Source organism: Streptomyces sp. NPDC006655 (genome assembly GCF_040703965.1).
Lineage (GTDB): Bacteria > Actinomycetota > Actinomycetes > Streptomycetales > Streptomycetaceae > Streptomyces.
In genome coordinates this window covers 44,449-61,446 of sequence record NZ_JBEYJU010000028.1, presented here as the reverse complement: position 1 = coordinate 61,446, position 16,998 = coordinate 44,449, and the positions used below count along the sequence as shown (strand labels likewise).

15 protein-coding genes and 1 pseudogene are annotated in these 16,998 nt (G+C 71.0%); 10 read left to right on the top strand and 6 right to left on the bottom strand.

Going from position 1 to position 16,998, the window contains the following annotated elements:
* Nucleotides 1-23 precede the first annotated feature (23 nt).
* Nucleotides 24-950: a DUF72 domain-containing protein gene (locus AB0958_RS18400; RefSeq protein WP_366891470.1), complete on the bottom strand. Its 927-nt coding sequence runs from the start codon at nt 948-950 to the stop codon at nt 24-26.
* A gap of 134 nt (nt 951-1,084) precedes the next feature.
* Between AB0958_RS18400 and AB0958_RS18395 the strand changes: the two genes are divergently transcribed.
* Genes AB0958_RS18395 through AB0958_RS18385 form a run of 3 tightly spaced genes read left to right on the top strand, consistent with a single transcriptional unit; the run spans nt 1,085 to nt 4,459 of the window.
* The gene (locus tag AB0958_RS18395; protein WP_366891469.1) at nt 1,085-1,984 is read left to right on the top strand and encodes an alkaline phosphatase family protein; all 900 of its coding nucleotides are present in this window, start codon (nt 1,085-1,087) and stop codon (nt 1,982-1,984) included.
* Nucleotide 1,985: 1 nt separating this feature from the next.
* A complete protein-coding gene (locus AB0958_RS18390; protein ID WP_366891468.1) occupies nt 1,986-3,443 on the top strand; it encodes an MFS transporter in 1,458 nt (485 codons plus the stop codon).
* Complete coding sequence (locus AB0958_RS18385; protein ID WP_366891467.1) at nt 3,440-4,459, top strand: TolB-like translocation protein; 1,020 nt, start codon at nt 3,440-3,442, stop codon at nt 4,457-4,459. Before AB0958_RS18390 ends, AB0958_RS18385 begins: the two co-directional genes overlap by 4 nt.
* A 6-nt stretch (nt 4,460-4,465) precedes the next feature.
* On the opposite strand, the gene AB0958_RS18380 is transcribed toward AB0958_RS18385, so the two are convergent.
* The gene (locus AB0958_RS18380) at nt 4,466-5,827 is read right to left on the bottom strand and encodes a glutamine synthetase family protein (protein WP_366891466.1); all 1,362 of its coding nucleotides are present in this window, start codon (nt 5,825-5,827) and stop codon (nt 4,466-4,468) included.
* A 315-nt stretch (nt 5,828-6,142) separates the two neighbouring features.
* On the opposite strand from AB0958_RS18380, the gene AB0958_RS18375 reads away from it, so the two are divergent.
* The gene (locus AB0958_RS18375) at nt 6,143-7,330 is read left to right on the top strand and encodes a globin domain-containing protein (RefSeq protein WP_366891465.1); all 1,188 of its coding nucleotides are present in this window, start codon (nt 6,143-6,145) and stop codon (nt 7,328-7,330) included.
* Nucleotides 7,331-7,424: 94 nt separating this feature from the next.
* Here AB0958_RS18375 and AB0958_RS18370 read toward each other — a convergent pair whose 3' ends face one another.
* Nucleotides 7,425-7,868 carry an Rrf2 family transcriptional regulator gene (locus AB0958_RS18370; RefSeq protein WP_366891464.1) on the bottom strand — a complete coding sequence of 148 codons (444 nt, stop codon included), beginning with the start codon at nt 7,866-7,868 and terminating at the stop codon, nt 7,425-7,427.
* A gap of 169 nt (nt 7,869-8,037) precedes the next feature.
* Here AB0958_RS18370 and AB0958_RS18365 point away from each other — a divergent pair, with 169 nt between their 5' ends.
* From AB0958_RS18365 to AB0958_RS18350, 4 genes are all read left to right on the top strand, one after another.
* Nucleotides 8,038-8,715 (top strand): DUF3105 domain-containing protein, encoded by a 678-nt coding sequence (locus tag AB0958_RS18365; RefSeq protein WP_366891463.1) that lies wholly within the window; start codon nt 8,038-8,040, stop codon nt 8,713-8,715.
* A gap of 1 nt (nt 8,716) precedes the next feature.
* On the top strand, nt 8,717-9,355 hold the full coding sequence (locus AB0958_RS18360; RefSeq protein WP_366891462.1) for a DUF305 domain-containing protein: 639 nt from the start codon (nt 8,717-8,719) through the stop codon (nt 9,353-9,355).
* 287 nt (nt 9,356-9,642) lie between these two features.
* Nucleotides 9,643-10,704 (top strand): hypothetical protein, encoded by a 1,062-nt coding sequence (locus AB0958_RS18355; protein WP_366891461.1) that lies wholly within the window; start codon nt 9,643-9,645, stop codon nt 10,702-10,704.
* Between the two features lie 75 nt (nt 10,705-10,779).
* Nucleotides 10,780-11,310, top strand: coding sequence for a hypothetical protein (locus tag AB0958_RS18350; protein ID WP_366891460.1), 531 nt, complete (start codon nt 10,780-10,782; stop codon nt 11,308-11,310).
* 100 nt (nt 11,311-11,410) lie between these two features.
* Here AB0958_RS18350 and AB0958_RS18345 read toward each other — a convergent pair whose 3' ends face one another.
* A complete protein-coding gene (locus tag AB0958_RS18345) occupies nt 11,411-11,815 on the bottom strand; it encodes a hypothetical protein (protein WP_366891459.1) in 405 nt (134 codons plus the stop codon).
* Between the two features lie 412 nt (nt 11,816-12,227).
* Here AB0958_RS18345 and AB0958_RS18340 point away from each other — a divergent pair, with 412 nt between their 5' ends.
* Both AB0958_RS18340 and AB0958_RS18335 read left to right on the top strand, forming a co-directional pair.
* Nucleotides 12,228-14,141 (top strand): S53 family peptidase, encoded by a 1,914-nt coding sequence (locus tag AB0958_RS18340; protein WP_366891458.1) that lies wholly within the window; start codon nt 12,228-12,230, stop codon nt 14,139-14,141.
* Between the two features lie 203 nt (nt 14,142-14,344).
* Nucleotides 14,345-14,554 (top strand): annotated as a pseudogene (locus tag AB0958_RS18335) (GH32 C-terminal domain-containing protein); the annotation flags it as partial.
* A 234-nt stretch (nt 14,555-14,788) separates the two neighbouring features.
* Here AB0958_RS18335 and AB0958_RS18330 read toward each other — a convergent pair.
* Nucleotides 14,789-15,880, bottom strand: coding sequence for a carbohydrate kinase (locus tag AB0958_RS18330; protein WP_366891457.1), 1,092 nt, complete (start codon nt 15,878-15,880; stop codon nt 14,789-14,791).
* Nucleotides 15,873-16,931 (bottom strand): LacI family DNA-binding transcriptional regulator, encoded by a 1,059-nt coding sequence (locus tag AB0958_RS18325; protein WP_366891456.1) that lies wholly within the window; start codon nt 16,929-16,931, stop codon nt 15,873-15,875. The genes AB0958_RS18330 and AB0958_RS18325 overlap by 8 nt, the downstream gene beginning before the upstream one ends.
* Between the last annotated feature and the right edge of the window lie 67 nt (nt 16,932-16,998).

The following is a 16,998-nucleotide window of genomic DNA, read 5'->3' as shown; positions in this document are numbered from 1 at the left end:
ATCACGGTCCTGGTCAGACGAGACTAACCGGAGCGGCCCGGACCGGCCTCGGGCGGGCGGTCGGCGGGGCGGGCCGACGGCGGGGTGGACGGGGCGCGGCGCTGGTGCGGCAGGTGGGCGGTGAGCAGTTCCGTCATCGTCCGGGCCGCCCGCGCGGCGCTGTCCGCGCAGCAGTTGTTGAACAGGACGTGGACCTCTTCGGCCTGCTCGGCCAGGGTGCGCAGGCGCGGCAGCCACTCGGTGAGCTCGGCGGCGGTGTAGGTGTGGCGGAAGCGGTCCTCCTTGCTGCCGGTGCCCCAGTGGGGGCTGCGTCCGTGGAAGCGGACGACCGCCAGGCGGGGGGTGGTGACCTGGGCCGTCGGGGGGAGGGAGCCGGGCAGGCCGCGGGCGGTGTCCACGGCGACGGCGGTGGCGTCCAGGTCCCGCAGGAAGGCCGTCGTACGCGCGCTGCGCCACCAGTCGGGGTGGCGGAACTCCACGGCGAACGGCCAGTCGCGGGCGCGTTCCCTGGCGGCCCTCACGGCCGCCTCCGCGTCGGGACCGGGGGCCAGGGAGGGCGGATACTGGAAGAGGAGGGTGCCCAGGCGGCCGGAGCAGCGCAGCGGGTCGACGGCCTCGGCGTAACGGGCCCAGACCTCCGCCCGCAGGCCTTCGTCACGGGGGTGGCCGCGCAGGTCGGCGGGGAGGGCGGCCGGGCGGGTGGGGTGGCCGGTGAGGAGGGAGAACGCCTTGACGTCGAAGCGGAAGCCGTCCGGGGTGCGGTCCGCCCAGAGCCGGGTGGTGCGGGCGGACGGGAGGGCGTAGTACGGGGAGTCGGCCTCCACGACCGGGAACCGGCCGGCGTAGTGCCGCAGCCGGCCCTCCGGGTCGCGTCGGCCGGGCGGGTACCAGCCGCTCGCCACCAGGGCGCGGTCGGTCCAGCCACAGGTGCCCACCAGGATGCGTGCCATGGGGCGCAAGTACCCGGCGTTCACCGGCTCTTCACCCAGGGGGTCGAATTCCGTGAGCCATGGGAGTCTTGGCGTGTGCATGCTCTGTCCGCACCGCCAGCCCTGCAACTCCGTCCTCTCCCCCGGAGGTTGATGTGTCCGGCAGTTCCGCACGTTCGGCGACGCTGCGCCGAGCCCGTACGGCGGTGGCCTCGGCAACCGCCTTCACCGCGGCCGCGATCGGCCTGTGGACCGGGCTCGGCGGCACGTCCGCGCACGCCGCGAGTGCCGTACCGACCCCGGACCACGTGATCGTCGTGGTCTTCGAGAACCACGCCTACAGCCAGGTCATCGGCTCCTCCAGCGCCCCGTACATCAACTCGCTGGCGACCGGCGGCGCCAACCTGACCCAGATGTACGCCGAGACCCACCCGAGCCAGCCCAACTACTACGCCCTGTTCTCCGGCTCCACCCAGGGCATCACCGACGACAGCTGCGTCACGCCCGGCTTCTCCTCGGCCGCCAACCTGGCCTCCGAGCAGCTCGCGGCCGGCCGCACCTGGGCCAGCTACAACGAGAGCCTGCCCAGCCAGGGTTCGACCACGTGCAGCAGCGGCAAGTACGCGCAGAAGCACAACCCGTGGTTCGGCTTCAGCAACGTGCCGACGTCGAGCGCGAAGACGTTCGCCCAGTTCCCGACCGACTACTCCACCCTCCCCCAGCTGTCCTTCGTCACCCCCAACCTGTGCAGCGACATGCACGACTGCTCGGTGTCCACCGGTGACACCTGGCTGAAGAACAACCTGGGCGCGTACGCGACCTGGGCCAAGACCCACAACAGCCTGCTCGTCGTCACCATGGACGAGGACAACCGCCTGGCCGGCAACCGCATCCCGACCGTCCTGTACGGCCAGCCGGTGGCCGCGGGCTCCACCTCGTCCACCACGTACGACCACTACGACCTGCTGCGCACCCTGGAGGACGGCCAGGGCCTGTCCGCGCACGCGGGCAACGCGGCGTCCTCCTCCGACATCACCGGGATCTGGGCGTCCTGACGTGTACGTAGCGGACAGCCGCGCGAACGACCCGACGGCGTCCGTGGAAGGTACCGCCCGGCCCGCGCCGGCCGGGCGGTACCGCGCCACGATCGCCCCCACCGTCCTCGCCCTGGGCACCGTCAGCCTGATCACGGACGTCTCCTCCGAGATGGTCACCGCGGTCCTCCCGCTGTACCTGGTGACGGGCCTCGGCCTGTCGCCCCTGGGCTTCGGCCTCCTCGACGGCGTCTACAACGGCTTCTCGGCGGTCGTCCGCCTGGTCGGCGGCCACCTCGCCGACCGCGGCGGCGGCCGCCACAAGTGGGTGGCGGGTGCGGGCTACGCCCTGTCGGCCCTGTGCAAGCCCCTCCTGCTGGTCGCTCACACCCTCACCCCCATCGGCCTGGTCCTGGCGGCGGACCGCACCGGCAAGGGGGTGCGCACGGCTCCCCGGGACGCCCTGATCTCGCTCTCCAGCACCCCGGAGACCCGGGGCCGCGCCTTCGGCGTGCACCGCGCGATGGACACGGCGGGCGCGCTGCTCGGCCCCCTGGCCGCGTTCCTCATCCTGCGGGCGACGGTGGACGGCTACGACGCGGTGTTCACGGTGAGCTTCTGCGTGGCGGTCCTGGGCGTGCTGGTCCTGGCGCTGTTCGTACCGAGCGGCAGGACCGGCACGCCGGGACCGACGCCGGGCAACGGGCCGGGAACCGGCACGCCGGAACCGCTGCCGGGCGGCCGACGCGTGACCGGCACGTCCGGACCGATGGCGGACATCGGGCGCGGGACCGGCGCGTCCGGGCCGGTGCCGGGCGGCGGGCGCGGGGCCGGCACGCCGGAACCGCTGCCGGGCGGTGGGGGTGGGGCCGGTGCGGTGGGGGCGCGTCCCACGGTGCGGGCGGCGGTCGGGCTGCTGGGCCTGCGTGACCTGCGGCGGATCACCGTCTGCGCCCTGCTCCTCGGCCTCGCCACGGTGAGCGACTCGTTCGTGTACCTGCTGCTGCAACGGCGCCTCGGCGTCCCGGACCGCTGGTTCCCCCTGCTCCCCCTCGGCACGGCGGCCGCGTTCCTCCTGCTGGCCGTCCCGCTCGGCCGGCTGGCGGACCGCTGGGGCCGCTGGCGGGTGTTCCTCGCGGGCCACGCGGCCCTGCTGCTCGCCTACACCCTGCTGCTCACGTCCTGGCACGGCACGGCCCTCCCCTACGCGGTCCTCGCCCTGCACGGCACGTTCTACGCCGCGACGGACGGGGTCCTGATGGCCGTCGCGTCGGACCGCGTGCCCCAGGAGCTGCGCTCGTCCGGCCTGGCGCTGGTCCAGACGGGCCAGGCGGGCGCGCGTTTCGTCTGTTCGCTGGCGTTCGGCGCGGCGTGGACGCTGTGGGGCGACCGTACGGCACTGCTGGCGTCCACGGGTGCGCTGGCGGTGTGCGCCGCCTACGCCCTCACCCTCCGCCCCTCCCGGGAGGCAGCCGTATGACCCTGAGATCCCGCGTCCTGATCCTGGCGTCCGCCCTCGCCGTGCTGGGGGCGATAGCCCTGGCCTCCGTCCTGCACGCGTCGGCGCGGGCGGAGCGCCGCGACCACCCGCGGGCGGGCGCCGCGCAGGTCACGCCCGGGACGGTGACGCTCACCGCGCCCGGCCGCATGGTCTTCCGCAACATGGCCTGGGGCCCGCACCGCGACGAACTGACCACGACGCCCGCGTCGGCCCCCTCCGGCCCCCGTACCGCCTCCGGCGTCAAGTGCCTGCGGTTCTACGCCGCGGCGGGCACCGGCGTGTGCCTGCAAGCCGTCCACGGCCCGGTCTCCGACACGTACCGGGCCCTGGTCCTGGACGCCCGCCTGCACCCGAGGGCGCACTACGACGTCCCGGGCATCCCTTCGCGGGCCCGGGTCTCCCCGACGGGCCACTACGCGGCCTGGACGGCGTTCGTGGGCGGCGACTCGTACGCGGGCACGGACTTCTCCACCCGTACGGCGATCGTGGACACCCGTACGGGCACCCTGATCCCGTCCCTGGAGGCCTTCCGCGTCGTCAAGGACGGCAGGACCTACCACGCGGCGGACGTCAACTTCTGGGGCGTGACCTTCGCCCCGGACGACGACACCTTCTACGCGACGCTGGCCACGCAGGGCTCGACGTACCTGGTCCGGGGCAGCCTGCGCGCCCGCACGCTCACCACCGTCCACCGGAACGTCGAGTGCCCGTCCCTCTCCCCCGACGGCACCCGCGTCGCCTACAAGAAACGGGTGCCGGGCCTCCCGAAGGACGCCCCCTGGCGCCTGTATGTCCTCGACCTGAGGACGCTGCGCGAGACCCCGCTCGCGGAGTCCCGGAGCGTGGACGACCAGGCGGTGTGGAAGGACGCCCGCACGATCGTGTACGCGCTGCCGGGCGACTACGGCGCGGACCTCTACGAGATGCCGGCGGACGGCACGGGGAAACCGCGACGCATCAGCGTCTCGGCGGTCTCCCCGGCGTTCGTCGGGTGACGCGCACTACAGCACCGGCAGGTTCTTCCGCAGCTCGAAGGCGGTCACCTCGGAGCGGTACTCCTCCCACTCCTGGCGCTTGTTGCGGAGGAAGAAGTCGAAGACGTGTTCGCCGAGGGTCTCGGCGACCAGGTCGCTGCCCTCCATGAGGGTCAGGGCCTCGCCGAGGTTCTGCGGGAGGGGCTCGATACCCATGGCGCGGCGCTCGGCGTTGGAGAGGGCCCAGACGTCGTCCTCGGCGCCCGGCGGCAGCTCGTACCCCTCCTCGATGCCCTTCAGGCCGGCCGCCAGCAGCAGGGCGTAGGCCAGGTAGGGGTTGGCGCCGGAGTCGATGGAGCGGACCTCGACGCGCGCGGAGCCGGTCTTGCCGGGCTTGTACATCGGGACCCGGACCAGCGCGCTGCGGTTGTTGTGCCCCCAGCAGATGTACGAGGGCGCCTCGCCGCCGGCGCCCGCCGTGCGCTCGGAGCCGCCCCAGATGCGCTTGTAGGAGTTCACCCACTGGTTGGTGACCGCGGAGATCTCGGCGGCGTGCCGCAGCAGGCCCGCGATGAAGGAGCGGCCCACCTTGGAGAGCTGGTACTCGGCGCCGGACTCGTAGAACGCGTTGCGGTCGCCCTCGAAGAGGGAGAGGTGGGTGTGCATGCCGGAGCCGGGGTGCTCGGAGAACGGCTTCGGCATGAAGGTCGCCTGCACCCCCTGCTCCAGCGCCACCTGCTTCATGACCAGCCGGAACGTCATGATGTTGTCGGCCGTGGAGAGCGCGTCCGCGTAGCGCAGGTCGATCTCCTGCTGGCCCGGCGCGCCCTCGTGGTGGGAGAACTCCACCGAGATGCCCATCGACTCCAGCATGGTGATCGCCTGGCGGCGGAAGTCCATGCCGACGCTGGTCGGGGTGTGGTCGAAGTAGCCCGAGTTGTCGGCCGGGGTGGGGCGGGAGCCGTCCAGCGGGCGGTCCTTCAGCAGGAAGAACTCGATCTCGGGGTGGGTGTAGAAGGTGAAGCCGAGGTCGGAGGTGCGGGCCAGGGCGCGCTTGAGCACGTACCGCGGGTCCGCGAAGGACGGGGAGCCGTCCGGCATCAGGATGTCGCAGAACATGCGGGCCGTACCCGGGGTCTCCGCGCGCCACGGCAGGACCTGGAAGGTCGACGGATCCGGCTTCGCGATCATGTCGGACTCGTAGACCCGGGCGAAGCCCTCGATCGCGGAGCCGTCGAAACCGATGCCCTCGTCGAAGGCCTGTTCAAGCTCGGCCGGGGCCACGGCGACGGACTTGAGGAAGCCCAGCACGTCCGTGAACCACAGGCGTACGAACCGGATGTCGCGCTCCTCCAAGGTCCGGAGCACGAACTCCTGCTGCTTGTCCATCTTCCGCTTCCCCATCCTTGCTGGTCAGGCCGCCTTGCTCCCGGTCCCACAGGAGGCGGTCGGGCACCCGGGCATCACACCACAACAGCATTTCATGCGCGTTGCGGACCTTGATCGCGCCGGCGTCCTCGGCCTGAACGGCTCTCGTACCGCAGGTGTACTGCGCTCCCGCCCATCTTGCCTGCTCGCACCGACATCCGTAATGGCGGATCCGGATCGGTCGTGACCGACACCACGGTCCTTAAATTTGAATCTGAGATGCAAGTTTTAATAGCGTCGAGGCGTCGATCCGTTCGGCGAACCCAAGGAGCCCCGATGCTGTCCGAGCCGTCAGCCGCCACCGTCCGCGCCACCCTCCCGGCCGTCGGCGCGGCCATCGGCGAGATCACCGAGCGTTTCTACGCCCGGCTCTTCGCCGCCCACCCCGAGCTGCTGCGCAACCTCTTCAACCGCGGCAACCAGGCCGCCGGCACCCAGCGGCAGGCCCTCGCCGGCTCCATCGCCGCGTTCGCCACCCACCTGCTGGACCGCCCGGACCAGCGCCCCGACGCCCTGCTGGGCCGCATCGCCCACAAGCACGCCTCCCTCGGGGTCACGCCCGAGCAGTACACGGTCGTCCGCGAACACCTGTTCGCCGCCATCGTCGAGGTGCTGGGCGAGGCCGTCACCCCCGAGGTCGCGGCCGCCTGGGACGAGGTCTACTGGCTGATGGCCAACGCGCTGACCGCCATCGAGAAGCGGCTGTACGAGGAGAGCGGGGCCACCGGCCTCCGGCCCTGGGAGGTCGTCGGACGGGTCGCGGAGACGGCCGACGTCGTGACCTTCCGGGTGCGGCCCGCGGACGGCGGGGCGGTGCGCGGCTTCCGTGCCGGACAGTACGTCTCCGTGGGCGTCACGCTCCCCGACGGGGCCCGCCAGATACGCCAGTACAGCCTCTCCGGCGCCCCGGGCGAGTCGGTCCGCCAGTTCAGCGTCAAGCGCGTGCCCGGTGACGCCGCGACGCCCGGCGGCGAGGTCTCGAACCACCTGCACGCGCGCGTGCGCGAGGGCGACGTCCTGGAGCTGTCGGAGCCGTACGGTGACCTCGTCCTCGGCGACACCGCCGGCCGGCCCCTCCTCCTGGCCTCCGCCGGCATCGGCGTCACCCCGATGGTCCCGATGCTCGCCGCGCTCGCGGCCGACGGCCACCGCGCCCCGGTCACCGTCGTGCACGGCGACCGCTCCCCCGCGGACCACGCCCTGCGCGCCGACCACACCGCGTACGCGCAGAAGCTGCCGGACAGGGCCGTCCACTTCTTCTACGAGCGCGACGCCGAGCCGGGCACCCGCACCGGCCTGGTCGACCTCACCGACATCGAGGTGGCCCCCGGCACGCGCGCGTACCTGTGCGGCCCCCTCCCCTTCATGCGCACGATCCGCACCCAGCTGATCGAGAAGGGCGTGCCCCCGGCGGACATCCACTACGAGGTCTTCGGCCCGGACCTGTGGCGGGCGACGGCCTGAGCTGCAGCGCCCGACAGGGGCGCGAGGAACTGCGCGAGCGACCACGACGGCGTCGCAGCCGCCGCACGACGGACCGCGGCACCCCCGTAGGCCTCTAAACGACCCTCGGCCCCTTGGAAATACCGAGCAGCAACGGCCCCGTCGGCTCCCCCACCATGTCCGCCACCGTCACCGGGTCCAGGGCCGCGTAGAACGCCTCCTGGGCCCGGCGCAGGGCGCCCCTGAGTCGGCACCCGGAGTTCAGCGGACAGGGCGTCGCCCCCTCGCAGTCGACCACGTCGCCCTCCCCCTCGAAGAGCCGCACCAGCGCCCCCACCGAGGCATCCCGCCCCTTCCCGGTCAGCGTGAGCCCGCCGCCCCGGCCGCGGCGGGCGTCGACCAGCCCGAGGTGCTGGAGCTCGGCCACCACCTTCGCCGCGTGCGTGTACGGCACCTCCATGTCCCCGGCGACCTCACGGGTCGTAGGACTGGACTCCCCCGCGACGGCGAGCCGCATCAGGAGCCGCAGGGCGAGATCGGTGGAGCGCAACAGCCGCATACCGCCCAGCGTAGGTAATACGCATCCGCCGTTCAAATTATCGGTTCGCTGTCGGCTCCCGGGACTTTCCCGCTCTTTCCCGTGCCCTACCTACGTCCGGCCCCATCTCCCCCACTACGATCAGCGAGCCCCACCCTCCACGTCCCTTTCCCCCAGAAGGACACACCTCATGGGTTCCGCGAAGAACAAGGCCGGCAACGCCGAGCGCAAGGCACGCATAGAGCAGATGCGGCGCGCGGAGCAGGCGCGCGAGCGACGCAACCGGATCCTGACGATCGGCGCGAGTGTCGTGGTCGTGGTGGGTCTGGTCGTCGGCGGCGTGGTGCTCGTCAACTCCCAGTCGCACAAGAGCGACAGCTCGAGCGACGCCAAGGGCGGGGACTCCGGGGACTCCGGGCACTTCGTCACGGGCAGCGACGGGGTGCGGACCTGGACGGGCAAGCTGTCCCGTACGCATGTCGCCGGGACCGTGAAGTACCCGATGCACCCGCCAGTCGGCGGCAACCACAACCCGGTGTGGCTCAACTGCAACGGCAACGTCTACACCAAGCCCGTGAAGGACGAGAACGCCGTGCACGCCCTGGAGCATGGCGCGGTCTGGGTGACGTACACCGACAAGGCGAGCAAGTCCGACGTGGACAAGCTGGCGGCGAAGGTGAAGCAGACCCCGTACTCGCTGATGAGCCCGTACGCCGGCCAGTCCTCGCCGATCGAACTGTCGGCGTGGGGGCACCAGTTGAGCGTGAAGAACGCGGACGACCCGAAGGTCGGCACGTTCTTCCAGACCTATGTCCAGGGCAAGCAGACCCCGGAGCCGGGTGCCTCGTGCACGGGCGGGACGATGTGACGTGAAGAAGCAGCACATCGGCTGGATCGCCGGAACGGCGGCGGCGGTGCTCGTCGCGGCCGGCGCCATCACGTACGCGGTCGCCGAGGACGGCGGCGGCGGCTCCGGCCCGGCCGTCCCGAGCGCCGACGGGGCGGACGCGGGGTTCGCGCGGGACATGGCGGTCCATCACCAGCAGGCCGTGGAGATGTCGTACATCGTCCGCGACCGCACGAAGAACGCGGACGTACGGCGGCTCGCCTACGACATCGCGCAGACCCAGGCCAACCAGCGCGGCATGCTGCTGGGCTGGCTGGACCTGTGGGACCTGCCGAAGGTGTCGGCGAAGCCGCCGATGTCCTGGATGGGCATGGGTGACATGCCGGAGCGCGGGGACGGTTCGCTGATGCCCGGCATGGCGACCGACGCGGAGCTGGCGAAGCTCGGGACGCTGAACGGCAAGCAGGCGGAGGTCTTCTACCTCCAGCTGATGACGGCCCATCACAAGGGCGGGATCCACATGGCCGAGGGCTGTGTGGCCAAGTGCACCGTCGAGGTGGAGAAGAACCTCGCCCAGGGCATGGTGGACGCGCAGCAGTCGGAGCTGGCCACGATGCAGCAGATGCTGAAGGAGCGGGGCGCGAAGCCGCTTCAGCAGTGACGTAAAACCACCTCAAAGCAGATGCAAAGCGCCATTCATGACAGGTGGGGCGACTATCGAAACAACCCGGGCACAGCCGAGCGGGCAACCAGGAGGAGGAAAAATACTTACCGCCCATCGAAAAGTTTTCTTTGCAGGAATGATGGAATCCGCACTTGATCTTCACAATTGATCACTCGTACGGTTGAGGCGGCTCAGGGGGGGCCGACGCTGCACAGCGGGGCGCCGTTGTCCGCCCTGAATCATTCGCACGGTTCCAGGCTTTTCCTTCCAGAAAAAGGAACCTCATGTCTCGATTCAGACCTCGCCCGGTGGTCACGCTCGTGCTCTCCGCCTCTCTGCTCGCCATCGGCGGCCCGGCGGGCAGCGCCAAGGCGGCACCCGACATCTGCACCGACGCGGTCACCGCGATGAAGGCGAACAACGTCTATTCACCGCACACCGTGAGCCCGGGCTGCGGCTCGCCCACACCGACCCCGACCGGCTCGCCCTCCCCGTCCGCCTCCTCCACGGGTATTCCCGGAGTGGCCATCGGCGCCGACGGGTGGATCACCTACACCGACGACGCGACCTCCCGGTTCGGCGTCACCGGCACGGTGGCCACCATCACCGGAACGGTCGATGCCGACGGCAACTGCACGTTCGGCTACTCCGGCGACACGTCGTCGGCGTCCACGACCTACCAGCAGGAGGTCGGGTACAACCCGAGCACCTGCCAGGACCGGATCCTCACCGGCTCCATCACCCCCACCCAGGAAGCGAGCCTGGTCTCGCCGACGGACACCAACGACGTGCCGGAGACGCCGCAGACCGCGTCCTCCACCGGCGACGCGAGCGCTGCCGTCACCGCGGCCGCGCAGCCCTTCGACGAGAACGGGTCCGCCGTGACGGCGAGCGGAACCTCGTACAGCAACGCGCACACCAAGACCGCATGGATCGACCCGATCAACATCACCATCACGTCGCTCACCACCAACCTGCGCTGGCCTCTGTACGGTGCCACAGGCAACCTCACCGCCCGGAACAACGCCTACAAGTTCAAGTACGACGGCTGGTCGACGTCCGGCACGCCCACCCCGAAGTTCAGCACCGTGAGCGGTGGCTGGGGCACCGGCGGCGCCGAGACCTTCAAGAACAACGACTTCGAGGACCTGGTGATCACGCTCCTGGGCCCGGCCGGCTGGGCCGCCTGCGGCTTCGACTCCTCCACCGCCGTCTTCAAGCACAACGTGCACGTCTACGGCTACCGCAACGGCGACGCCCACCACACCTGGAGCGACAGCAAGGCGGGCGGGTGCTCGAACCTGGTGCACCACCGCACCTCCACCGGCTTCGGATGGACCTCCTGACGCATGAGTCCGCTCTCCGGGACGTCCCGCTCGCCTCGTCCTCGACGGACGGGCGCGTGGGGCGCCGCCCCCCTCATGACAGCGCTCCTCCTGGCGGCCACCGGATGCAGCACGGGCAGCACCGGCACGCCGGGCGCTCCCGGCTCCGCGGCCGACACGACCGTGACAGACCCGGGCCCGGTGGCCGTGGAGTACACGACAGCCGTCTTCGCCAGCCAGTTCGACCGTGCGTCCAGTTTCGTCCTGCCCCGTGAGCGCGGGGTACTGAAGGTCCTTTTCGCCGGCATGACCAGTTCGTCGGTCCGGGCCCAGAACCTGGGAATCGGTTCCGTGCACACGAAGAAAAGTTCAGGAACCGTCGTTCTGACCGGGAAGATGTGCAGTTCAGGCGTTACTCCGAAAACCGCCACCATCAGCCCGCACAAGAACGAGAAATGCGTCGAGAACCACTCGCACGACAGCTCCGATCCCGCCTTCAAGGTCGCCGTCTGCAGAGCTTCCGGGAAATGGTACGTATGTTTCCCGAAGTTTGACGAGGCCGTAGGCAAGGGCTCTGCCTCGACATCCACGTCGAGTGCCGCTCCCCAGCCCTCACCCAGTCGTTAAGCGGCAGGGACAAGAGGGGCCTGACTGAACTGAGGGGAAGCACCTGCTTCCGGTTTTCCGCCGACCTTCCGGCTCGCGGAAAACCGGAAGCGGCGGCGGGTCAGCCTCCCCGGCCCCGGCGTTCGAGCATCAGGAAGACCAGGAAGCCCGCGACGAACAGAAGTGCCCCGACGACCAGGAACGGCAGCGGCGCGTACTCGTCGGTGCACGTGCTCCCTCCGGCCGTCACGTGACACACGTTCCCCGGACCTCCCCTGTTCAGGTAGGCGAGATAGAAGGCCGGCAGAGCCAAACCCGCCACACCTCCGACGGCAGCAGCCCTGGGCCCCTTCCGCAGGAGGAACACCGCGGCCACGGCGGCCACGGCGATCAGGGCTATGCCCACCGTCAGCAGTGCGGCCAGCCCCAGGGCCAGACACCCCCCGACCGCGAGCCATGCCAGGAACCAACCCCATTCAGCCGCACGACTCTGGTCGATCCGGTCTGCGACACCTTTACGTTGCACGGCGCTCCCTGCTTCGAGGTGAGACTGCGACGAACGGACAGGCGGAAGAGCAACTCAGCCTAGCGCCGCAACGCGATCGCGGTACAGACGGGGACGCCGTCACGGGCGACCGGCGAAGTCCCGGCTCCCTGCCGGTGCCCCGCTTCGGTCACACACGTCGGTCGCCACGTGCAGCAGCCCAAATCACCTCCAACCCCCCATCCGTGGCTCACACTTGAAGGCCTCTTGGTCTTTTCATTCCCCTGACATGAACCGATCATCGCGAGAGTGAAACCCACCGTTTGATCTCTCCGTGGGCCGTTCCGCCGCAGGTCCTCTGGTGATCACGGACGACCAACCACTCCATGCGACGAACCGCATAGCAGGGGGCAGTATGAGATCGAACCGTGCCAGGGTGCGGGCCAGCGTGAGCATGGCAGCGACACTGCCGATGATCGCCGGCGCACTCGCGCTCGGCATACCCGCGGCGCACGCCGCGGGCAACCCGGCCCGTGACACCCTGGCGGGCACCAAGCCCGCCTGGGCCACGGCCAAGGCGGACAAGGGCGCAACCTCGAACGACGCGCAGGTCAGGGCCCGGGTGTACCTGGCCGGCCGGAACTCCGCCGGCCTCGCGGCCTACGCGAAGGCGGTGTCCGACCCCAGCTCGCCGCTTTACGGCAAGTACCTCAGCGCCAAGCAGGCTCAAGCCCGATACGGCGCCACCGCGGCCCAGGTGAAGGCCGTCAAGGCCTGGCTGACCGAGTCCGGTCTGACGGTCACCGAGGTCACGCAGCACTACATCGCCGTCTCCGGCGACGTGGCCGCCGTGGAGCAGGCGTTCGGCACGCAGCTGCACAACTACTCCAAGGGCTCCAAGACCTACCGCGCTCCGACGAGGACCGCGTCGGTACCGGCCTCCGTCAGCTCCGCCGTCCTGACCGTCACCGGCCTGGACAACGCGCCGCACAAGGCGAACCACGACGACACGCTGCCTCCGCCGGAAGCCGTGTTCAAGAACTCCGGGCCGTTCTCCTCGTACTACGGCTCGAACATCGCGACGACGCTGCCGGACGCGTACGGCACGAAGATCCCGTACACGATCCAGGGCTACACCGGCAAGCAGTTGCGGGCCGCCTACGGCGCCGGGAGGTACACCGGCAAGCACGTGCGCGTCGCCATCACCGACGCGTACGCCTCGCCGAACATCGCTGCCGACGCCGGCACCTACGCCAAGGCGCACGGCGACGCGGCCTGGAAGGCCGGCCAGTTGAACCAGGTGCTGCCGGACTCCTACACGAACACCGACGAGTGTGCCGCGGCCGGCTGGTACGGCGAGGAGACCCTCGACGTGGAGGCCGTGCACGCGGTCGCGCCGGCCGCCGACGTCACGTACGTGGGCGCCAGCTCCTGCCACGACGACGACCTGCTCGCCTCGCTCAGCAAGGTCGTCGACAACCACCTGGCGGACATCGTCTCCAACTCGTGGGGCGACACCGAGGCCAGCCAGACGCCGGACCTCGCGGCCGCCTACGACCAGGTCTTCAAGCTCGGCGCGGTCCAGGGCATCGGCTTCTACTTCTCCTCCGGTGACAACGGCGACGAGGTCGCCAACACCGGTACGAAGCAGGTCGACACCCCCGCCAACTCGGCCTGGGTGACGGCGGTCGGCGGCACATCCCTGGCCGTCGGCAAGCGCGACAAGTACCTGTGGGAGACCGGCTGGGGTACCGAGAAGGCCACGCTGTCGGCCGACGGCACGAGCTGGACCAACTTCCCGGGCGCGTTCACCTCGGGCGCGGGTGGCGGCACCAGCAAGACGGTCGCCGAGCCCTACTACCAGAAGGGTGTCGTCCCGGACTCCCTTGCCAAGGCCAACAACGCCTCCGGCAACCGGGTCGTCCCGGACATCTCGGCGGTCGCCGACCCCAACACCGGTTTCGAGATCGGCCTGACGCAGACCTTCCCGGACGGGTCGCAGCAGTACAGCGAGTACCGCATCGGCGGTACCTCGCTGGCCGCGCCGGTGATCGCGGCGGTCCAGGCCCTCGCCCAGGAGGCGCGCGGCCGGGCGATCGGCTTCGCCAATCCGCTGATCTACTGCAAGTACGGCACGAAGGCGTACCACGACGTCACGGACAACCCGACCGGCTCCGACCTCGCCGTCGCCCGCGTCGACTTCGCCAACGGCTACGACGCCACCAAGGGCCTGCTGACCTCGGTCCGCAGCCTCGGCAAGGACAGCTCCCTGTCCGCGGTGAAGGGCTACGACGACGTGACGGGCGTGGGTTCGCCGGCGGCCGGATACGTCCAGTCGTACCAGCCGTGGGCACACGGCAAGCACTGACCCGCTGACGCGGTGATCCGCTGAACGAAGGGGCGTGGGGCCTTCACGGACCTCACGCCCCTTCGTGGTGCTGGTTGGGGTGGCCGGAGGCCCAGGTGGCCACTCCCGAGGCCGTGCCGGAGCTGCGCCGCTCCCTTCACAGCCACGGCTTCACGAGCTCATGCAGGTAGCGCCCGGCAAGAACGAGTCACACGGCGGCGGGCCCGCGCAGTTCGCCGCCGCTGAGCCTGCACGTCCTCGTCGACGCGTCCTCGGTCGAGGTCTACGCCGAGAACGCCGCCGGCGAACAGGCCGTCCTCACCGACCAGGTCTTCCCCGATCCCTCCAGTACCGGCGTCGACGTCTTCGCCGACGGCGGCACCGCGAAGCTCGGCCGACTGAAGGCATGGCAGCTGGCGTCCATCTGGAAGTGAACGACCAGGGGGAGGCTCGCGTGCGGCCAGGTGAACCCGCATGCGGGCAGGTGAGCTCGCGCGCGGCACAGTCAGCTCGCGCGCGGCACGGTCAGCGCGGTCAGCTCGCGGTCGGCCCGCTCAGCGCGGTCAGCTCGCGGTCGGCACAGTCAGCTCGCGCGACACGGTCAGCGCGGTCAGCTCGCGGTCGGCCCGCTCAGCGCGGTCAGCTCGCGGTCGGCCCGCTCAGCGCGGTCAGCTCGCGGTCGGCCCCGTCAAGCTCGCGGTCGGCTGTGTCGGGCGCGGTGCCGAACCCTCCGTGCCCGTAGGGCGGTTGCCGTCGGGGAACGTCAGGTCCGTCGGCTCCAGAGGTGCCCGGGCGGCCGACGCGGGGCGGGGCAGGGCGGTGGGTGGGTCGGCGCCCAGGCGTTCGCAGGTGAGCGCGGAGACGAGGATCGCGTCGTCCACGGCGGTCCGCAGGGTGTCCGGGTCGGCCGCGGCCAGCGTCCGCGGGCCGTGCAGTCCGTGGCGGGTCAGCGCGCCGAGCAGCCCCGCGGTGAACGCGTCGCCCGCGCCGACGGTGTCCACCACCGCGGCCTTCCGTCCGGGACGGCTCAGGCTCCCCGCGCCGGAGTGGACATGGGCGCCGTCGGGGCCGTCGGTGATGACGACGAGGAGTGCGCCGAGCTCCAGCCAGCGGGCGGCGGTCTTCTCGATCGGCGTGCCGGGGTAGAGCCACTCGACGTCCTCGCGGCTCGCCTTGACGAGGTGGGCGGTGCCGACGCTCCGTTCGACGGCCTGCCTGCCACGCTCCGGGTCGCCGAGGAGGGCGGGGCGGACGTTGGGGTCGTAGCTGATCAGCGTCGTACCCCCGGCGCGCAGGCGGCGGGCCACGGAGTGGATGTGCCGGTCGGCCGGGGACGTCCAGGAGGCGACCGAGCCGAAGTGCAGTACGGCCGTCTCCGGGGGGACAAGGGCCGTCTCCGCCTCGGTCCACTGCCAGTCCGCGGTGCCGTCCAGGTAGAAGTCGTAACTCGCCCTGCCCTCCGCGTCCATGGAGACCACGGCGAGCGTGGTGGGTTCGGCGGCCGCCGGTGCGCAGGTCAGGTCGACGCGCTCGGCTGCGGCGTGGGCGCGCAGCAGCCTGCCGAAGGTGTTGTCGGCCAGCCGTGCCATGAGCGCGGTGCGGTGGCCGAGCCGGGCGAGGCCGATGGCGACGTTGAAGGGGCTGCCGCCGGGCCGGGCGCGGTAGTCGCCGGGGGCGTCGAGCTGGACCAGATCGATGAGGGCTTCGCCGATCACGGTCACGGCCGGCGGCTGGGCGGCGGCTCGTACGGGTTCAGTCATGGCGGGGTCCTTCGGCCGGGATCTCGCCGGAGCCCCGCTCGATCAGCCGGGTCGGCACGGTGACGGTACGGGTGGGCGACTCGTCGCCGTCCAGACGGTGGAAGAGCATCTCGGCGGCGGTCCTGCCCACCTCCTCGACGTTCTGGGCGATGACGGAGATGCCCGGGTCGAGGATGTCGGCCAGCGGGAAGTCGTCGAAGCCCACGTGGGCGACGGTGTGCTGGAGTCCGAGCGCGCGCAGGGCCCGCAGGGCGCCTATGGTGACCAGGTTCTGGCTGGTGAACAGTGCCGTGGGCGGATCCGGCAGCTCCAGCAGTTCCTTGGTGGCGGTGACGGCGGCCTCCTCGCTGGCCGGCACGTGCCGCACGATCTCGTCGTCGTACGGGAGGTGCGCGACCTCCAGCGCGTGCCGGTAGCCGTCGAAGCGCTGCGCGGCGGTCGGTATGGAGGCCCGGTCGCCGAGGTAGGCGATACGGCGGTGGCCGGCCTCGACCAGGTGGTTGACGGCGGTGACGGCGCCCTGCCGGTTGTCGGAGACGACGGCGTCCGCGTCCAGGAGTCCGGCCTCGCGGTCGACGAAGACCATGCGGGTGCCGGAGCGCTGGTCGCTGATCAGGTAGCTCTGGTCGCGTCCCGCCGGGACGATCACCAGCCCGTCCACCCGGCGGTCCACGAGCGCCTGGGCCAGTTCCCGTTCGCGTGCCGGGTCCTCGTCCAGGCTGCCGACCAGCACCAGGACTCCGCGTTCCCGGGCCACGTTCTCCACGGTACGGGTCAGGGCGGCCGAGAAGGGGTTCGCGGCGTCCTCGACGAGCATGCCGATGGTGGCGGTACGGCCGTCGCCGCGGCGCAGACTGCTCGCGGTGAGGTTGGGACGGTAGCCCAGTTGGTCGGCGGCCTCGCGGACCCGGGCGACGATCGCGGGATCGACGGTGGGGACGCCGTTGAACACGCGCGAGACCGTCTTGATGGCGACTCCGGCCAGCGCCGCGACCTCACGCATGGTGGGGCGGCTGCGGGTGGACCGGGGCGGCGCGGCGCCCTGAGTCATCGTTGTCTCCTACCGGATTCGCGTTACCCACTCGTTGCCGACGCATGTTTATCAGCGTCTTGACGCG

Excerpts from the sequence above, each read along its gene's own strand:
- AB0958_RS18340 (WP_366891458.1), top strand. The coding sequence starts at position 12,228 with ATGGCAGCGACACTGCCGATGATCGCCGGCGCACTCGCGCTCGGCATA.
- AB0958_RS18375 (WP_366891465.1), top strand. The coding sequence starts at position 6,143 with ATGCTGTCCGAGCCGTCAGCCGCCACCGTCCGCGCCACCCTCCCGGCC.
- AB0958_RS18325 (WP_366891456.1), bottom strand. The coding sequence starts at position 16,931 with ATGACTCAGGGCGCCGCGCCGCCCCGGTCCACCCGCAGCCGCCCCACC.
- AB0958_RS18400 (WP_366891470.1), bottom strand. The coding sequence starts at position 950 with ATGGCACGCATCCTGGTGGGCACCTGTGGCTGGACCGACCGCGCCCTG.
- AB0958_RS18330 (WP_366891457.1), bottom strand. The coding sequence starts at position 15,880 with ATGACTGAACCCGTACGAGCCGCCGCCCAGCCGCCGGCCGTGACCGTG.
- AB0958_RS18355 (WP_366891461.1), top strand. The coding sequence starts at position 9,643 with ATGTCTCGATTCAGACCTCGCCCGGTGGTCACGCTCGTGCTCTCCGCC.
- AB0958_RS18365 (WP_366891463.1), top strand. The coding sequence starts at position 8,038 with ATGGGTTCCGCGAAGAACAAGGCCGGCAACGCCGAGCGCAAGGCACGC.
- AB0958_RS18380 (WP_366891466.1), bottom strand. The coding sequence starts at position 5,827 with ATGGACAAGCAGCAGGAGTTCGTGCTCCGGACCTTGGAGGAGCGCGAC.
- AB0958_RS18350 (WP_366891460.1), top strand. The coding sequence starts at position 10,780 with ATGACAGCGCTCCTCCTGGCGGCCACCGGATGCAGCACGGGCAGCACC.
- AB0958_RS18385 (WP_366891467.1), top strand. The coding sequence starts at position 3,440 with ATGACCCTGAGATCCCGCGTCCTGATCCTGGCGTCCGCCCTCGCCGTG.
- AB0958_RS18370 (WP_366891464.1), bottom strand. The coding sequence starts at position 7,868 with ATGCGGCTGTTGCGCTCCACCGATCTCGCCCTGCGGCTCCTGATGCGG.